The 14724-nt window shown below is 43.1% G+C and carries 12 protein-coding genes; 3 read left to right on the top strand and 9 right to left on the bottom strand.

The annotated features are described in order from the left end of the window. Window positions 1–121 precede the first annotated feature (121 nt). Window positions 122–1204, bottom strand: coding sequence for a FecR family protein (locus MTO98_RS21955; RefSeq protein WP_243481123.1), 1083 nt, complete (start codon window positions 1202–1204; stop codon window positions 122–124). Window positions 1205–1259: 55 nt separating this feature from the next. Then, on the bottom strand, window positions 1260–1853 hold the full coding sequence (locus tag MTO98_RS21960; RefSeq protein ID WP_243481124.1) for an RNA polymerase sigma-70 factor: 594 nt from the start codon (window positions 1851–1853) through the stop codon (window positions 1260–1262). 500 nt (window positions 1854–2353) lie between these two features. Here MTO98_RS21960 and MTO98_RS21965 point away from each other — a divergent pair, with 500 nt between their 5' ends. Continuing rightward, complete coding sequence (locus tag MTO98_RS21965) at window positions 2354–4867, top strand: phosphocholine-specific phospholipase C (protein WP_243481125.1); 2514 nt, start codon at window positions 2354–2356, stop codon at window positions 4865–4867. Between the two features lie 79 nt (window positions 4868–4946). Here MTO98_RS21965 and mgrA read toward each other — a convergent pair whose 3' ends face one another. Beyond that, entirely contained in the window at window positions 4947–5942 is a 996-nt protein-coding gene (mgrA, locus tag MTO98_RS21970) for an L-glyceraldehyde 3-phosphate reductase (protein WP_243481126.1), read from the bottom strand. 133 nt (window positions 5943–6075) lie between these two features. Between mgrA and MTO98_RS21975 the strand changes: the two genes are divergently transcribed. Continuing rightward, a complete protein-coding gene (locus tag MTO98_RS21975; RefSeq protein ID WP_243481127.1) occupies window positions 6076–6654 on the top strand; it encodes a Crp/Fnr family transcriptional regulator in 579 nt (192 codons plus the stop codon). 171 nt (window positions 6655–6825) lie between these two features. Here the strand turns inward: MTO98_RS21975 and MTO98_RS21980 are convergent, their stop codons facing one another. The 5 genes from MTO98_RS21980 to MTO98_RS22000 all read right to left on the bottom strand — a co-directional run bounded on the left by MTO98_RS21980 (window position 6826) and on the right by MTO98_RS22000 (window position 12395). Beyond that, the gene (locus tag MTO98_RS21980) at window positions 6826–7674 is read right to left on the bottom strand and encodes a hypothetical protein (RefSeq protein WP_243481128.1); all 849 of its coding nucleotides are present in this window, start codon (window positions 7672–7674) and stop codon (window positions 6826–6828) included. A 57-nt stretch (window positions 7675–7731) separates the two neighbouring features. After that, window positions 7732–9264: a serine hydrolase domain-containing protein gene (locus tag MTO98_RS21985; protein WP_243481129.1), complete on the bottom strand. Its 1533-nt coding sequence runs from the start codon at window positions 9262–9264 to the stop codon at window positions 7732–7734. Between the two features lie 155 nt (window positions 9265–9419). Next, complete coding sequence (locus MTO98_RS21990) at window positions 9420–11039, bottom strand: M56 family metallopeptidase (RefSeq protein WP_243481130.1); 1620 nt, start codon at window positions 11037–11039, stop codon at window positions 9420–9422. Between the two features lie 15 nt (window positions 11040–11054). Then, entirely contained in the window at window positions 11055–11456 is a 402-nt protein-coding gene (locus MTO98_RS21995) for a BlaI/MecI/CopY family transcriptional regulator (protein WP_243481131.1), read from the bottom strand. Window positions 11457–11588: 132 nt separating this feature from the next. Beyond that, window positions 11589–12395: a phosphatase PAP2 family protein gene (locus tag MTO98_RS22000; RefSeq protein ID WP_243481132.1), complete on the bottom strand. Its 807-nt coding sequence runs from the start codon at window positions 12393–12395 to the stop codon at window positions 11589–11591. Window positions 12396–12657: 262 nt separating this feature from the next. On the opposite strand from MTO98_RS22000, the gene MTO98_RS22005 reads away from it, so the two are divergent. Continuing rightward, the gene (locus MTO98_RS22005; RefSeq protein ID WP_243481133.1) at window positions 12658–14334 is read left to right on the top strand and encodes a beta-xylosidase; all 1677 of its coding nucleotides are present in this window, start codon (window positions 12658–12660) and stop codon (window positions 14332–14334) included. A 6-nt stretch (window positions 14335–14340) separates the two neighbouring features. Here MTO98_RS22005 and MTO98_RS22010 read toward each other — a convergent pair whose 3' ends face one another. Continuing rightward, window positions 14341–14610 carry a hypothetical protein gene (locus MTO98_RS22010; RefSeq protein WP_243481134.1) on the bottom strand — a complete coding sequence of 90 codons (270 nt, stop codon included), beginning with the start codon at window positions 14608–14610 and terminating at the stop codon, window positions 14341–14343. Window positions 14611–14724: the final 114 nt, after the last annotated feature.

The following is a 14724-nucleotide window of genomic DNA, read 5'->3' on the forward strand; positions in this document are numbered from 1 at the left end:
AAGGACTGGTAGTTAACTTGTACCACATTATAATGGGGGGATGCGGGAACATCTTCCCATTTTTTTATGGCAAGGTTTGATACTTATTTACGCATAGGCTTTTTTAATAAAGGTTTAATAATTAATAAATTACAACTTGGTTAGTGTCAATTTTATAACGGAATGCTACCGTTTTCTGCAAGCTTAATAAAGCCTTGTTAATCGATTCTTTTTCAAACTTGCCTGTGAAGCGCAGCTTTTTTACATCCTCATTTTCAAAAACGATATTCACATTATAACGGCGCTCCATTTTTTGAGCGATGTTTTCAAAGTCCTCGGCGTCAAAGGCCAGTTTATTTTCAAGCCACAAAGCTTCGGATGGCAAAGTATCCTTTTTGGCCTGGTGGATACGGCTCAATGCAATAAGCGGCGTTTCTTCGGCCACCCTATTGGTTGGAATATTGCTTTTAAGCTGCGGTTCCTGGTTGTTGATCACTGTAAGCTTTTCCGACGGATTGAGAATGATCTTTTTTTCGGGGTTTTTTAAAACGGTAAGCTCAATTTTACCGCGAATAAGTGCAGCTTCGGATGTTTTATCATTATTATATGAGCGCACATTGAATTTAGTACCTAATACCCTGATACTGATGGTTGGTGTAGTAACTACAAAAGGACGCCGCGAATCCTTAACAACATCAAAAAAAGCCTCACCAACAAGATTTACTTTTCTTTGATCAGCCCCAAAATCATTGCTGTAGGTAAGCTTACTACCCATATTGAGCCAAACACGGCTGCCATCGGGCAATTGAATTTTGCTGATCCCGTTTTTAGGGGCAGTTATTTCATTGGGCTTTCCCGGAGCAATAGTTTCTTTGCGGGTGAACCAAAAAACGCCCAGCAATAAACAGGCAGCAGCTAATAATGACCCCAGTTTAATGATCCTGATCCTTTTTCGTTTGGCTTGAATGGCAATGACCTGCGCGGTTTCTTCAGCTTCCTTCTCTTCGATGGCTTCAAGCCCGGCTTCAAAAGCATCCCATTTGCTCAGCAGTTTTTCATCCTGCGCAGTTTGCTGATCATTTTTCCAGATCTCCTCCAGCTCATCCATTGTGTACATACCGGCATTGCCCTGTTGCTGCAACAGTTGCTCAAGTTCAAGTAACTCCTCAGGCGAGGCTTCACCATTTAACTTTTTACCAATAAGTATCCAAATGTTGTTGATCATTATTTACGACTCTATATATAAAGACTGTAAATAATCAGGATACCCCAGTGAAGAATTAATTATTTTTTGAAATATTTTCCGGATTAGCCATGGCAGGCATTTTTTGAGCGTCTTTTAGCCCCTGCGCAAGGGTTTTCAGCGCGTTGCCCATGTGGTATTCAACAGTTTTAATGGAAATATCGAGCAGATCGGCTACTTCACGATATTTTAAGCCATCCTCTTTTACCAATTTAAAAACAAGGCGGCATTGATCGGATAGTTTGCTTAAAGTAATGTTGATGAGTTTGGCAAGATCCTCGCAAACCAATTTATCTTCGCCTGTTGCGCTTGAATCGGCAACTTCTGCGTTCACATCATCAATATTTACGCTTTTGAGCTGATTTTTGGATAAACAGGTAAGCGACTTATTTTTAACCGATGTATAACAGTAATAAGTAAAGTTATTGATCTCGGCCAGCGAAGCCCGGCGGGCCCAAAGATTCATGAAAACATCGTTGGTGATCTCTTCGGCCAGTTCATCCTGTTTCACCAATGATTTTGCCAGGCTAAACAATTTGCCATAATAAAATAAGTACAACCTCTTAAAGGAAGCCCTGCTGCTATTTAAAGCAATGTCATTAAGCAAATACTTAATTTCGGTATCCAACATTCCTCTATCGGTTATAATTACTTTTATCAAAAACCGGAGAGCGGTTCTTGAATGGTTCAAATTAATATAATTGGTAATTGGCCTCCATCAAAGCGAAGCAGTCGCTCTAACAAAAATCTAAGGTATAATATTTTATTTTAATTGTTCAAAAAACAATTAAAATATTTTTTCGGTACAAACACATCTATTGCCGATACATTCTGCTAAATTGTTTTAATAGCATTTAAACACAAAAAATAGATAAATCTGCCCATTACAATCAATGAGCTTTTAGATTAAGCCATCGGCCCGATTTTCACCAAACTTCAATAATTGAATTTAATTGTCATTTAAACAATAATTAAAATAGACCTGAATCTAATTCCCTACATATTTGTTACATGTAAAAAAGCCGCCAATAGCATCAGTTAAAATAAATTTAACATTGACGGTTTAGCTTTGCCTTTACCACATTACGTGCTTTTTCATTAAAGCATCTACACTTGTTAACTTTTAAAAAAATGGATTCACGCAGGGATTTTCTAAAAAAAGCGGCTTTACTATCGGGCAGCGCGGCTATGTTTAATATGTTGCCGCCGGTTATTCAAAAAGCATTAGCCATTAACCCAGAACCTGGCAGTACTTTTTATGATGCCGAACATATCGTTTTCCTGATGCAGGAAAACCGCTCTTTCGATCACCAGTTGGGTACCCTAAAAGGAGTACGGGGCTTCAACGATCCCCGCGCCATTAACCTGCCAAATAAAAACAAAGTATGGCTGCAAACCGATAAAAATGGCGATACCTACAGTCCTTTCCATTTAAATGTGAAAGACACTAAAGTTGCCTGGATGGGCTCGTTACCGCACGGCTGGAGCGACCAAACCGACGCCATGAACGGCGGAAAATATGACCGCTGGCTGGAAGTGAAGCAAACCCGCAATAAAAACTTTGCCGGTATGCCCTTAACCATGGGTTACTGCAACCGTGCCGATTTCCCTTTTTACTATTCGCTTGCTGATGCCTTTACGGTGTGCGACCAGAATTTTTGTTCGAGTATAACCGGTACCCACTCCAATCGCCATTACTGGATGACCGGCACTGTGCGTGAAAAGAACCAACCCGAAGGTATAGCACATTTATGGAACGTTAGCAACTATGATTATCCTGAACTTGACTGGACCACCTACCCCGAACGACTGGAAGAAAACGGTATATCATGGAAAGTTTATCAAAACGAACTTACTATGGGTTACGGCCTTAAAAGTGAAGAAAGCAACTGGTTAAGCAATTTTGGAACCAACGTGCTCGAGTACTTTAAACAATACAATGTGAGGCTGCACGCCGGTGGCATTGCCAACCTGCAAACCAAAAAAGAAAACATTACAAAACAAATTGCAGATCTTGAACAACAACCTGCAGATGATAAACGCAATTTAAAGCTGGCCGCTGCCAAAAAAGTACTTGCCAGCATTGAAACCGCTTTAAATAAATATACCAACGAAAATTTCGACAAGCTTTCGAAACAAGACCAAGCCCTTAACACCAAAGCATTCAGCATCAATAGCAATGACCCGTTTTTCCATGAAATAACCCCGCTAAAGTATAATGATAACGGTACCGAACGGGAACTGAATGTACCTAAAGGCGACGTATTTCATCAATTTAGGGAGGATGTAAACAATGGCACATTACCTACAGTATCATGGATCATGCCGCCTGCGCATTTTTCAGATCATCCCGGCGAGCCATGGTTTGGCCCATGGTACGTAAGTGAGGCCATGGAGATCCTGCTTAAAAACCCCGAGGTTTGGAAAAAGACCATCTTCATTATCACCTATGATGAAAACGATGGTTATTTTGACCATATTCCACCTTATACAGTTCCAAATCCTTATAAAACAGGTACCGGTAAAGTTTCAAATGGAATAGACCCCAAACTTGACTTTGTTACCCGTGATCAGCAAACCAATCCATCAGCTACAGATAGTAATATCCGCGAAGCTTCTGTCGGACTCGGTTATCGTGTGCCTATGATCATCGCATCGCCGTGGTCGCGCGGGGGGTATGTAAATTCTGAGCTTTTTGATCATACTTCTTCATTGCAATTTTTGGAGACCTTTCTGCAAAAGAAAACCGGTAAAAAAGTGATCGGCGAAAACATCACCCAATGGCGTCGTACCATTTGCGGTGACCTGACATCGGTATTTCGCCCATATAACGGCGAAAAAATAGAAGGCCCGGTATTTTTGGATAAGAATCAGTTTATTGAAGATATTCACCAGGCAAAATTTAAAGATGTCCCGGCAAACTTCAAAAAGCTCTCGGCCGATGACATTGCACAAATCAATACAGATCATAACACATCACCCTACTTCCCTCAACAGGAAAAAGGCATTAAACCTGCATGTGCCCTCCCCTATGAGTTATATACGGAGAGCCACTTAAATAAAACCACCGGCAAGTTAGAGCTGAGCTTTAAAGCAGGCAATACCGTATTTGGCAGCAAAGCAGCAGGCTCACCTTTCAGGGTATATGCGATGAACCCATACCAAAATGAAACCCTGCGTTCATGGGATTACAGCGCAGCAGCAGGCGATACATTAAAAGACGAATGGCAATTAGGCGATTTTGAAAATGGCCTGTACCATTTGCGCGTATATGCCCCTAACGGCTTCTACCGCGAGTTTACAGGCGATAACAACAATCCCCTGCTGCAGGTAAAATGCGATTATGAAAAAAGCAGGCTTAACCCAGCTAAACTAACCGGTAACATAGTATTGCATATTGCTAATAACGATCATAAGCCCCATACCCTTATAATTGCGGATAAGGTATACAAAACAGGCAACGTTACCAAAACCTTAGCAGCAGGCACCAGCACGAGCGTAGTACTGGATCTGTCCAAATCACATAACTGGTACGATTTCGGAATTAAAGTTAGCGGCAACGCCACTTTTGAAGAGCGCTTCGCAGGCCGTGTTGAAACCGGTGCAACTACGCAAACCGATCCGTTGATGGGTGGCTTGGTATAATTTACATTTTTTAAAGAGGCCACAATTATTTCGTATAATGTGGCCTCTTTATTTTTTAATGGTAATCGCTTTACAGATGTTATGCTAATATACTATTGATCAGCTTCAGCTCTTCATCTGTAAACGAAGTATTGGCCAAACAACCGATGGAATCGGTAACCTGTTCCGGTTTACTTGCACCGATCAGTACCGAAGTAATCCGCTTGTCCTTCAAAATCCATGATAATGCCATCTGGGCCAGGTTTTGACCTCGCTGTAAGGCAAGTTCATTCAACTTTGCAGCTTTGGCTATGTTTTGTTCAGTTATCGCGTCTTCGTCAATAGCGCCATTACCACGATGGGCGGCGGCCCTTGAACCTTCGGGGATACCTTTCAGGTATTTATTGGTTAATAAGCCTTGCGCTAATGGAGAGAACGGGATACAGCCAACGCCCTTATCTTCCAGCACATCAAGCAAACCACCTTCAACCCACCTGTCGAACATGGAGTATTTAGGCTGATGGATCAGGCATGGAGAACCAAGTTCTTTCAATACAGCAACCGCTTTTTCGGTTTCAGAGGCGCTGTAACTTGAGATACCAACATACAAAGCTTTACCCTGGCGTACTATCAGGTCTAATGCGCCCATGGTTTCCTCTATAGGGGTTTCCGGATCCGGGCGGTGATGATAGAAAATATCCACATAATCAAGTCCCATACGTTTCAGGCTTTGATCCAGGCTGGCTACCAGGTATTTTTTTGAACCCCAGTCACCATAAGGGCCTGGCCACATACCCCAACCGGCTTTGCTTGAAATGATCAGTTCATCGCGATAGCTTTTGAAATCATCTTTAAAAATGTGGCCAAAAGTTTCTTCTGCTGATCCCGCCGGTGGACCGTAGTTATTGGCAAGGTCAAAATGGGTAATGCCTTTGTCAAAGGCCAAACGTAAAATATTACGGGCATTCTCCAGGCTGTCGATACCACCGAAGTTATGCCACAGGCCAAGCGATACCGCAGGCAGCTTTAAACCGCTGTTACCGCAACGGCGGTATTCCATATCCTGGTAACGGTTTTGATTGGGTAGATAGGTCATATTTGATCAATAAAATTATGTGCTGTAAAATTGCCTTATCTATCCTGAAAATCCATTGAACTGGAACAAGAAATGAAATTATTTACAGACCGATATTTGCTGGTATGGCTATAGCCTGACTTATATTTGAACCATGTTTCAAAATATCAATAATTACGCAGCACGATCAGTTAGTTTAACTGCTGAGGAAACGGCGTTGTTTAATAAGATTTTGGAATACCGTAAAGTACCCAAAAAGACCCGTTTACTTGCAGCAGGCGATATCTGCAACTTTGAAGCTTACGTAAACAAAGGCTGTATCCGCGAATATATTATTGATGAGAACGGCGTGGAAGTAACCCTTCAATTTGCCGTTGAAGACTGGTGGGTAAGCGACCTGGCCAGTTTCCAGGACCAAAGCCCCTGCACCATGTACATTGAAACCCTGGAAGATTGCGAACTGCTCATCCTCACCCGCGATTCAAAAGAGCGCTTGCTAACCGAAGTACCCAAACTGGAGCGTATGTTCAGGCTTATGCTGCAAAGGCATTTAACTGTGGTTCAAAAACGTTTATTCAAAACCATCTCCACCACAGCCATGGAAAAATACCTGGAGTTTATTAATCGTTATCCCAGTATTCCGCAAAGGGTGCCGCAGCATTATATAGCCTCTTATCTGGGCATCTCGCCTGAGTTTTTGAGTAAGCTAAGGGCCAGGAATTTCAAGAAGTAAGGAAGTCGGTGCACTCTTCGTAAATACTTTAATAAAGCATGTAATAAAAAGCGTCATTGCGAGGTACGAAGCAATCCCAAACTATACAGAGCGAACCTGCTAATCGGAGATTGCTTCGTACCTACAGCAATGACGGCGTAGTTCACGGCATTGGCTATAACCTATACAATTTTAATTCCGATGAATATGCAACCCATTAAACTGCCTTTTGCCGTTTTCATAGGATGTGTTGCCTTTAGCAAAGCGGGGATATTTTTCGCTGTATTTTTTAAATACGTTATCGGGCTGTTTTTTGCCGTTTACGATTAACTCTTCGCCGTTAAATGAAAGTTCATGCAATGCATCTTCATTGGGAATAATATGATCTGCAACCAAATCGTTGGTCATCTGTTTTAATACCCGCTGATCTTCGGCAGCACGTTCCTGATCTTTTTTAGCCTGGATCTGATCTAAACGGGCTTGTTCCTGATCACGTTTGGCTTGTTCCTGATCGCGTGAAGCCTGCTCCTGGTCGCGTTTGGCTTGCTGCTGATCTTTGGCAGCCTGTTCCTGATCTCTCTTAGCCTGTTGCTGGTCGCGTTCGGCTTCATCCTGTTCAACTTTTGCATGCTGCTGATCACGGGCTGCCTGTTCCTGATCGCGTTTGGCTTGCTGCTGATCTCTGCCGGCCTGCTCCTGATCACGTTTGGCTTGTGCCTGATCTTTTTTTGCCTGGATCCTGTCTTTCCTGATCTGCTCACGGATAGCTGCTATAGCCGCGCTGTATTCGTTCCATTTGGTTGACGGGATAATTTCACCGTCAACTGCCAGGGCCACAAGCTTGTTGTTCATCAGCTCCATTTGGTAAGTTTTACCTTTCCAGTTAGTTTGGATACGCTCGCGCCCCTTACCATCAAAAGTATCGTAATTGTTATAAGAGTTGAAGGCCGTTTTTTTTCCCGGTTTCTGCGCATTTGCCACAGTTGTTAATGCCGTTGCTGCTATCAGCAACAGGGCGCTTCTTAAATAATTGGTTTTCATTTTTCTGTTGGTTTAAAAGTTGTCAAAGGCTTTAGGCCTTATATCTGTTGATCTCTGTTATTTTTCTTTTAGTTTTTCCAATGCCTTTATTCCACCCTCGTTTTGCGGATTAAGAGCAATTGACTTTTGGTACATTTTTATGGCATCTTCCTTTTTACCTGCACCGGCAAGTGCTTCGGCATAGCTATCATAAGTATTAAAACTTGCCGGAAATAAGAGTGTATTGAGTTTAAAGACCTCCAAAGCCTGGCTGAGCAAGCCATCACTCATCATGTCGTAACCGAGCCGATTTAATTCCCTTTCGTCCATGAAATAATGAGCGGTATCTGTTTTAGTCTCGTTGAAAAGCACAGTTGCGGCGTCGGCACCTTTCTGATACAGGGTTATTACATAATCTTTAGCCAGCGAACGCTTGCCCCGGTAGATATTGTTCCCGTTATTTAAAATATAAAAGGCATTGAGTCCTTCGGGATGAAGGCCGCGATGCGTTACATTATCAAGTAAAACAACAGTTTGCTTCCGGGTTATATTGCGAAGAAATACTGTAACCACACCCGATGAACCGCCCGAATGCCATACAACTTTGCCATAAGTTGTATCCCGTAGTATCTCCCAGCCAAGACCATAATATGATTTCGTATTTGCCCAGCCAGCACTTGCTTTACTTCCGTCATTAAGTAAGGTTGGAACAAAGGCTTCTTCAAGCACTTTCTGTTGCAGTAATTTGCCGCCGTATAAAGCTTCATCAAACTTTAGCAGATCGCCGGTGGTACTCACAACTGCAGTCGGCCCAATTATAGCGCCTAATATTACCGACTCGATATGATCGCCTTTTACCGAATCGACACGTTTCAACTGCCCCGGCGAATAGCTGACAAATTCATAACGCTGAGCCCGGTTTTTGTCGGCTACAGGTAGCAGAGGTGTTTCAATGTACGTATGGGCCATCCCGGCAGGCTTAAAAACATACTTAGTCAAATAGTTCTGGAATTTCATCCCGCTCAGCTTTTCAACTAACAGCGCAAGCAATCCGAAACCTGTATTTGAATAGCTGTACCTTTCGCCCGTTTTGAATAATAAACCTCGACTGTCTTTTTTCAACGCCGGGATCAGGTCATCCAATGCGTAGATCTTTTCGGGGTTTTCGCCGTAAGGCTTTTCAAAAATCTGGTAATCGGGCAAGCCGGAAGTATGTGATAAGAGATGCCGTAAGGTGATCTGCTTCCAGGGAAACTCAGGAAAATACTTGATGAAGGGATCATCCAGTTTAAGCTTGCCATTTTGCTTAAGCTGTAAAATAGCTACCGCCGTAAATGTTTTTGAAACCGAAGCCAGGTTAAAAGCAGTTTGGTCGGCATTCAACAGTTTCGACGCAACATCGGCATAACCAAACGAACGCTGATAAACAACTTTTCCTTTTTCGGCAACCAGCACGTTGCCGTTAAACTCGTGCTGATGATACAATGTTGTAAACAAGCTATCCAGGCGCTGTTGCTTGTCCTGTGCCAGTAAAACGCTTGTTGCCCCGTTAAAAAGTATAAGCAACAGGCATGCAATCACCATACCTTTCGGTAAATAATGTTCTTTCATTTCCAATTAAATTTTTGTTAGTAAAAGGGCAATAGAATGCCACCCAGTTCAAAGCTGGTTCTTAAAATCCCGGTTTTCCTGAATTAAAAATATAAAAGCTCTGCTTACAGGCGGCGCTGCCCGCAATAAAAAAGCCCGTTGTGTTGTTATTTGATTTACTCTACGCTTACGGTGTTTTTTGGTTTAGCTGGTTTTGGTGCTATTGGTTGTTTTACTTGCAATTGATCACGCTGCGCCTGCTCCTGATCGCGCTTAGCTTGTACCAAGTCTCTTTCGGCCTGTTCCTGGTCAATTTTAGCCTGCGCCTGATCACGCATGGCTTGCTCTTGGTCGCGGCGGGCCTGCTCCTGGTCGCGACGTGCCTGATCCTGATCTGCTTTGGCATGTTGCTGATCACGTGTAGCCTGTTCCTGGTCACGGCGGGCTTGTTCCTGTTCGGGGTTGGGCTTTGTGTTATTGGCTACTGTCTGCTGATTTTCCTGTTCGGCCCACCGCTTTGCGGCTAATGCGTAGCGCTCCAGTTGCTCCCGTGGAGACAAAGGTTCGGCGTTAGCCATAACCACATTTTCAATAGGACGAACGGGCTTCTGTACATCAGCAATGTATCTGCGTTTTGAACGTTTGGGCCTGTCAGTTTGCTTAGCAATTACTACTACTTGCGTACCCTCAGGTTGCACAACCCGTTGTTCCTGCTTATATACATGAGCACTGCCACTTTCCGGGTAATTAACTTTCCTGATCTGGGCAATAGCGGCAGTAGCTATAATTACCGAAAGGACAATAACCCCACCTATTAAAAATGCCCGCTCGCCCGAAGTTACCGTTTTGTTTTTATTGCCGAGGATACGGCTTACCCTTTGCAGCAATTGGTTCTTTTTACCGGGAAAAGCAACAGCATAATTTGCGCCATAAAGTGAATATTCTTTAAAACTGATGAGGGCATCTATAAACTCCCGCTTATTTTTTGTTTGGGCGAGGGCGATATCATCACAGCAGTTTTCCCGCTCATCGCGCAGCAGGGCCGAGATCCATAATAAACCGGGATTAAAGAAAAACACCGTTTCTGCAATGGTTTGTAAAAAGTTAACCATGTAATCGTGCCTGCGGATATGGGCAAGTTCATGCAGCAATACAGCCTCAACCTGCTCAGGCGGCAACCCGGCCAACAGACCTATCGGGATCAGGATAACCGGTTTAAGATGACCAATAACCATAGGCATTTTTACATAACCCGATTCCAACAGCCTCACAGCCCGCTTTAATTGCAGCTTTTTGCAAAGCAGTTCAACCCTGTTTTTCCAATAATCACTCGGCTCCGATACCTGCCTGTATTTAGCAGTGTGGATAAACATGAGCCCGCGCATCATCCGCACCGAGCGGAACAGGAAAAACACAAGCCACAACAATACAACCATAGGAGCATTGGCAGTAAAATATCCAACACAAGTATTGGCGAAAGCCCGGACCCCATCGGCATTAAAGCTGAATAAAGCCGATGCCCTTCCACCAATGGCGTTACCAAACTGTACCATACTTTGCTGCGGCGGTTTGTTCCACTCCCAGGCGAAAGTGAGCGCGCAGACCCCAATAAATAATAAAAACTGTACAAGTACCAGGTTGTACCTTACTGCCGCACTTGTTTTTTTGGTAAGGAGCATTACCATTGCGCTGATAACTGCCAGCAACATCCCCTGCCATAATGAATGGATCAGCATCCAGCTAAAAGCCTGTATCAGGCTATGGGAAATGGTGTTGGTGTTAAGGAGCAGGTACATATCTGTAAGGTTTAATTATTTATCATCCATGTTTTTGAGCAGCTCTTTTATTTTTTTGAGTTCTTCGGCCGATGTTTTATCGTTACCCAACAGGGCCACCATTAAATCACTCGGCGAACCATTGTACATCGAATCAACAAAGCGCCCGAGCATATTCCCCTTCACCTTGCTTTCTTCAACCACAGCGCTGTAAATGTGCTTCATATTGGTTTCGTCGCGTTCAAGCATCCCCTTCTCCTTCATTACCTGCATCAGCTTAAGGGTACTGGTATAAATTACCGCCTCCTTTTGCTCGTTAAGCTTATCGTGCACAAATCTCACCGTCGACGGCCCGTACTGCCACAGCACCTGCAAAACATCCATTTCGGTTTTGGTGGGCGTTAAATCAGCAGTAGTATCCTTTTTAAACAAACTCATAAACCAAAGGTATGTATTAAAAACGTACGTTGCAATAGCTAAGTTATTTTTATTGAAAAAATTTTCGCCTGTAACAAAGCAACCACCCTAATATTAAGGTGGTTGCACATTATAAATAATAAGATCAGTGTTTTAAAAACTCTTCGCAAAAGTCAATCCTACCCTTCCATCCTGGTAGGTGGGCAGCAATAAGGAGTTATTGTTTTTGCCATTTTCGTTGCCTCCGCGAAACAGACTGTTGCGGATAAGCGGGTACAAATAGTATGCAGCCTTGGTAGACAGGATACCAAAACCTGCTCCTGCTATGATATCGCTAAACCAGTGTTTGTTGTTGTATACACGAAGTATAGCCGTAGTAGTTGCGAAAGCATATCCCACGCCTCCATACACAGGCGAACGGTCACCGTATTCCTGGGCCATAAATTCGGCAGAAACAAAGGCGTTACCGGTATGCCCTGACGGAAACGACATGTTATTTGACCCATCGGGACGCATACGGTGGGTGATTCGTTTCAAGCCAAAAGTAGTCCCGCTGAATATGGCTTCGGATAAAGCAAGCAACAGCGTACGGTCAATAAACGTGTTTTTACCGTGTACGCCTACTGCATTCAAGCCGTAAACCGAAATGATTGGCGCGTATTGCAGGTAATTATCAATACTGGTATGAAAACCGGGATGATCTTTCATCATATCATTCCTCACGTCATAATCAATATTACGGATAAACTTTACCTTAAGCGATAATAAACCGTAAGTAATAAAAGCCGCCGGCGGTATGTACGACGGGATTTTACTTTGCAAATGCTTAACAGTATCCGGTAAAGTCAGGATATTCCTGGCAGAATCTTTTTGCAAAGAATCTTTCTTTACCGCATCTTTTTGTAATGTATCCTTAACCTGGGCATGAACAGGCAGCCAGAACGAGACTGCCAATAGCATCGAAATAAAATAAAACCTGAAATTTTGCAAAGAATCCCCCTTATTAAGCGCTGATAAACACAATTATACAATTCAATTCTGTAGAATTCCTGAAGCGCGTAAACAATAAATTAACACGGTGTTAACGTAAATTATATCCTTTATGTTGTATTGGCTTTCAAATTGATATAAGTTGCTAATTTTCATTTTAATTGTCCTTTTAACAATAAATAAAATTACTTATGTTTGATTTTCCATTCCAATAAACCACCAAACTACCTGAATGAAGATCCTCAAACTTATTCCCTGTTTATTACTGTTTGTCAGTGCCCGTATTTTTGCCCAGGAACAGGCTCATATCAATATTAACCTGAATGACAAAGTTGGCGATATGTACCCCTTTTGGGCATGGTTTGGGCATGATGAACCCAACTACACCTATATGAAGGATGGCCGCAAACTTCTTTCAGAACTGGCTGCTTTAAGCCCCGTACCTGTTAGGATGCGGGTTCATAACCTGCTTACCAGCGGCGATGGTACCGCGGCCCTTAAATGGGGTTCAACCAATGCTTACACCGAAGATGCCAATGGCAATCCTGTTTACGACTGGCATTTAGTTGATAGTATTTTTGATTCTTATATTAAACGGGGAATGAAACCTTATCCTCAAATAGGTTTCATGCCCGAAGCTTTATCAACTCATCCCAAACCTTACCGCCATTATTGGAAACCCGGCGATAATTATGATGATGTTTATACCGGCTGGGCATATCCCCCTAAGGATTATAACAAATGGGAAGAACTTGTTTACCAGTGGGTGAAACATTGTGTGCAGCGTTACGGCCAGCCAGAAGTTGAAAGCTGGTATTGGGAAGTTTGGAACGAACCCAACATTGGCTATTGGAAAGGCACCAGGCAGGAGTTTTTTAAATTATATGACTACGCTGCCCAGGGCGTAAAACGGGCTTTACCTACGGCGCATGTAGGCGGACCGGAAGTTGCGGGCGGCTCAAGCCCGGGCGGAATGAAATTTTTAAATGCCTTTATCAAACATTGCATTGCTGATACCAACTACGCTACAGGCAAAATAGGTTCGCCGGTTGATGTGATCTCGTTTCATGCCAAAGGGCAGCCTACGCTGGTTAATGGTAAGGTACGTATGAATATGGCCCCGCAGATCCGTGATATCAGGGAAGGTTTTAAAATTGTGGCCTCATATCCCGAAACTAAAAATACGCCGATAGTTATAGGCGAGTCTGACCCGGAAGGTTGCGCGGCCTGCGGCATGGCTACCAACCCATCAAACGCTTACCGTAACGGCACCATGTATTCAAGTTATACTGCGGCTTCCATAGCACGCGAATACCAATTGGCCGATTCATTGGGCGTAAACTTTATGGGCTCGGTATCATGGTCGTTTGAGTTTGAAAACCAGCCCTGGTTTTATGGCTTCCGCGATTTAGCAACCAACGGCGTTGATAAACCGGTTCTTAATGTTTTCAGAATGCTGGGAATGATGAAAGGCAAACGCCTGAAAGTAAATGGCGACCAAATGTACCCGCTTAAAACCGTAGCCGATTCAAGCATCAGGGGTAATACAGATATCGGTGCGCTGGCTTCTGTTGATAAAAAGGAAATGACCGTACTGCTATGGAACTACCATGACGATGATCTGCATGACGCCGGAAAGACTGTAAACATCAGGATAGAACACCTGCCGCCTACTTTCATCAAACTAACCCAATATCGTATTGATGACGAGCATAGCAATGCATACGAGGTATGGAAAAAGATGGGATCGCCGCAAAATCCTACGGCTGCTCAAATTAAGACACTTGAAAAAGCCGGCCAATTGCAACAATTTGGAAAACCTGTTACGCTGATGGCAAAGTCAGGTTTATCCGGAGCTGTAGTATCATTGCCACGACAGGGGGTAGCTCTTTTAAAATTCAGCTGGTAACTTAAGTTACCAGCCACTTGTTAAATAAAAGTCGTTCCATCCTGCATAGCCACAATAAATGGCCAAAACATTGAGTGTGTAAGCAGATGGGTTGAATTTGCCCGGGATTATATCGAAAGCCCGATTAAGGGCGTAGGTACTAATTTCATGTCCTGTTTTTTTAACAATTATTTTTTTTAGCGTATCTGCATCAAACAACTCCTTGTTCAGGTTTGCATAGTTAAGCACACTGCTTTTGAGCATTTCAAAGCAGGCATCAGAAAATGGTTTAATCAATTTTAGTTAAAACTATATGTTAAATAAGGCGAAGAGAAATAAGTATCGGCACAAAACAATTTTAAGGTGTAAAAATCACAATTAATTTTCAAACCGGCAATATCGTGTGTCGAT

The organism is Mucilaginibacter sp. SMC90, assembly GCF_022811725.1.
Lineage (GTDB): Bacteria > Bacteroidota > Bacteroidia > Sphingobacteriales > Sphingobacteriaceae > Mucilaginibacter.

Bases quoted from the DNA above. Each gene is read 5' to 3' on its own strand.
- MTO98_RS21955 (WP_243481123.1), bottom strand. From the start codon at position 1,204: ATGATCAACAACATTTGGATACTTATTGGTAAAAAGTTAAATGGTGAA.
- MTO98_RS21960 (WP_243481124.1), bottom strand. From the start codon at position 1,853: ATGTTGGATACCGAAATTAAGTATTTGCTTAATGACATTGCTTTAAAT.
- MTO98_RS21965 (WP_243481125.1), top strand. From the start codon at position 2,354: ATGGATTCACGCAGGGATTTTCTAAAAAAAGCGGCTTTACTATCGGGC.
- mgrA (WP_243481126.1), bottom strand. From the start codon at position 5,942: ATGACCTATCTACCCAATCAAAACCGTTACCAGGATATGGAATACCGC.
- MTO98_RS21975 (WP_243481127.1), top strand. From the start codon at position 6,076: ATGTTTCAAAATATCAATAATTACGCAGCACGATCAGTTAGTTTAACT.
- MTO98_RS21980 (WP_243481128.1), bottom strand. From the start codon at position 7,674: ATGAAAACCAATTATTTAAGAAGCGCCCTGTTGCTGATAGCAGCAACG.
- MTO98_RS21985 (WP_243481129.1), bottom strand. From the start codon at position 9,264: ATGAAAGAACATTATTTACCGAAAGGTATGGTGATTGCATGCCTGTTG.
- MTO98_RS21990 (WP_243481130.1), bottom strand. From the start codon at position 11,039: ATGTACCTGCTCCTTAACACCAACACCATTTCCCATAGCCTGATACAG.
- MTO98_RS21995 (WP_243481131.1), bottom strand. From the start codon at position 11,456: ATGAGTTTGTTTAAAAAGGATACTACTGCTGATTTAACGCCCACCAAA.
- MTO98_RS22000 (WP_243481132.1), bottom strand. From the start codon at position 12,395: ATGCTATTGGCAGTCTCGTTCTGGCTGCCTGTTCATGCCCAGGTTAAG.
- MTO98_RS22005 (WP_243481133.1), top strand. From the start codon at position 12,658: ATGAAGATCCTCAAACTTATTCCCTGTTTATTACTGTTTGTCAGTGCC.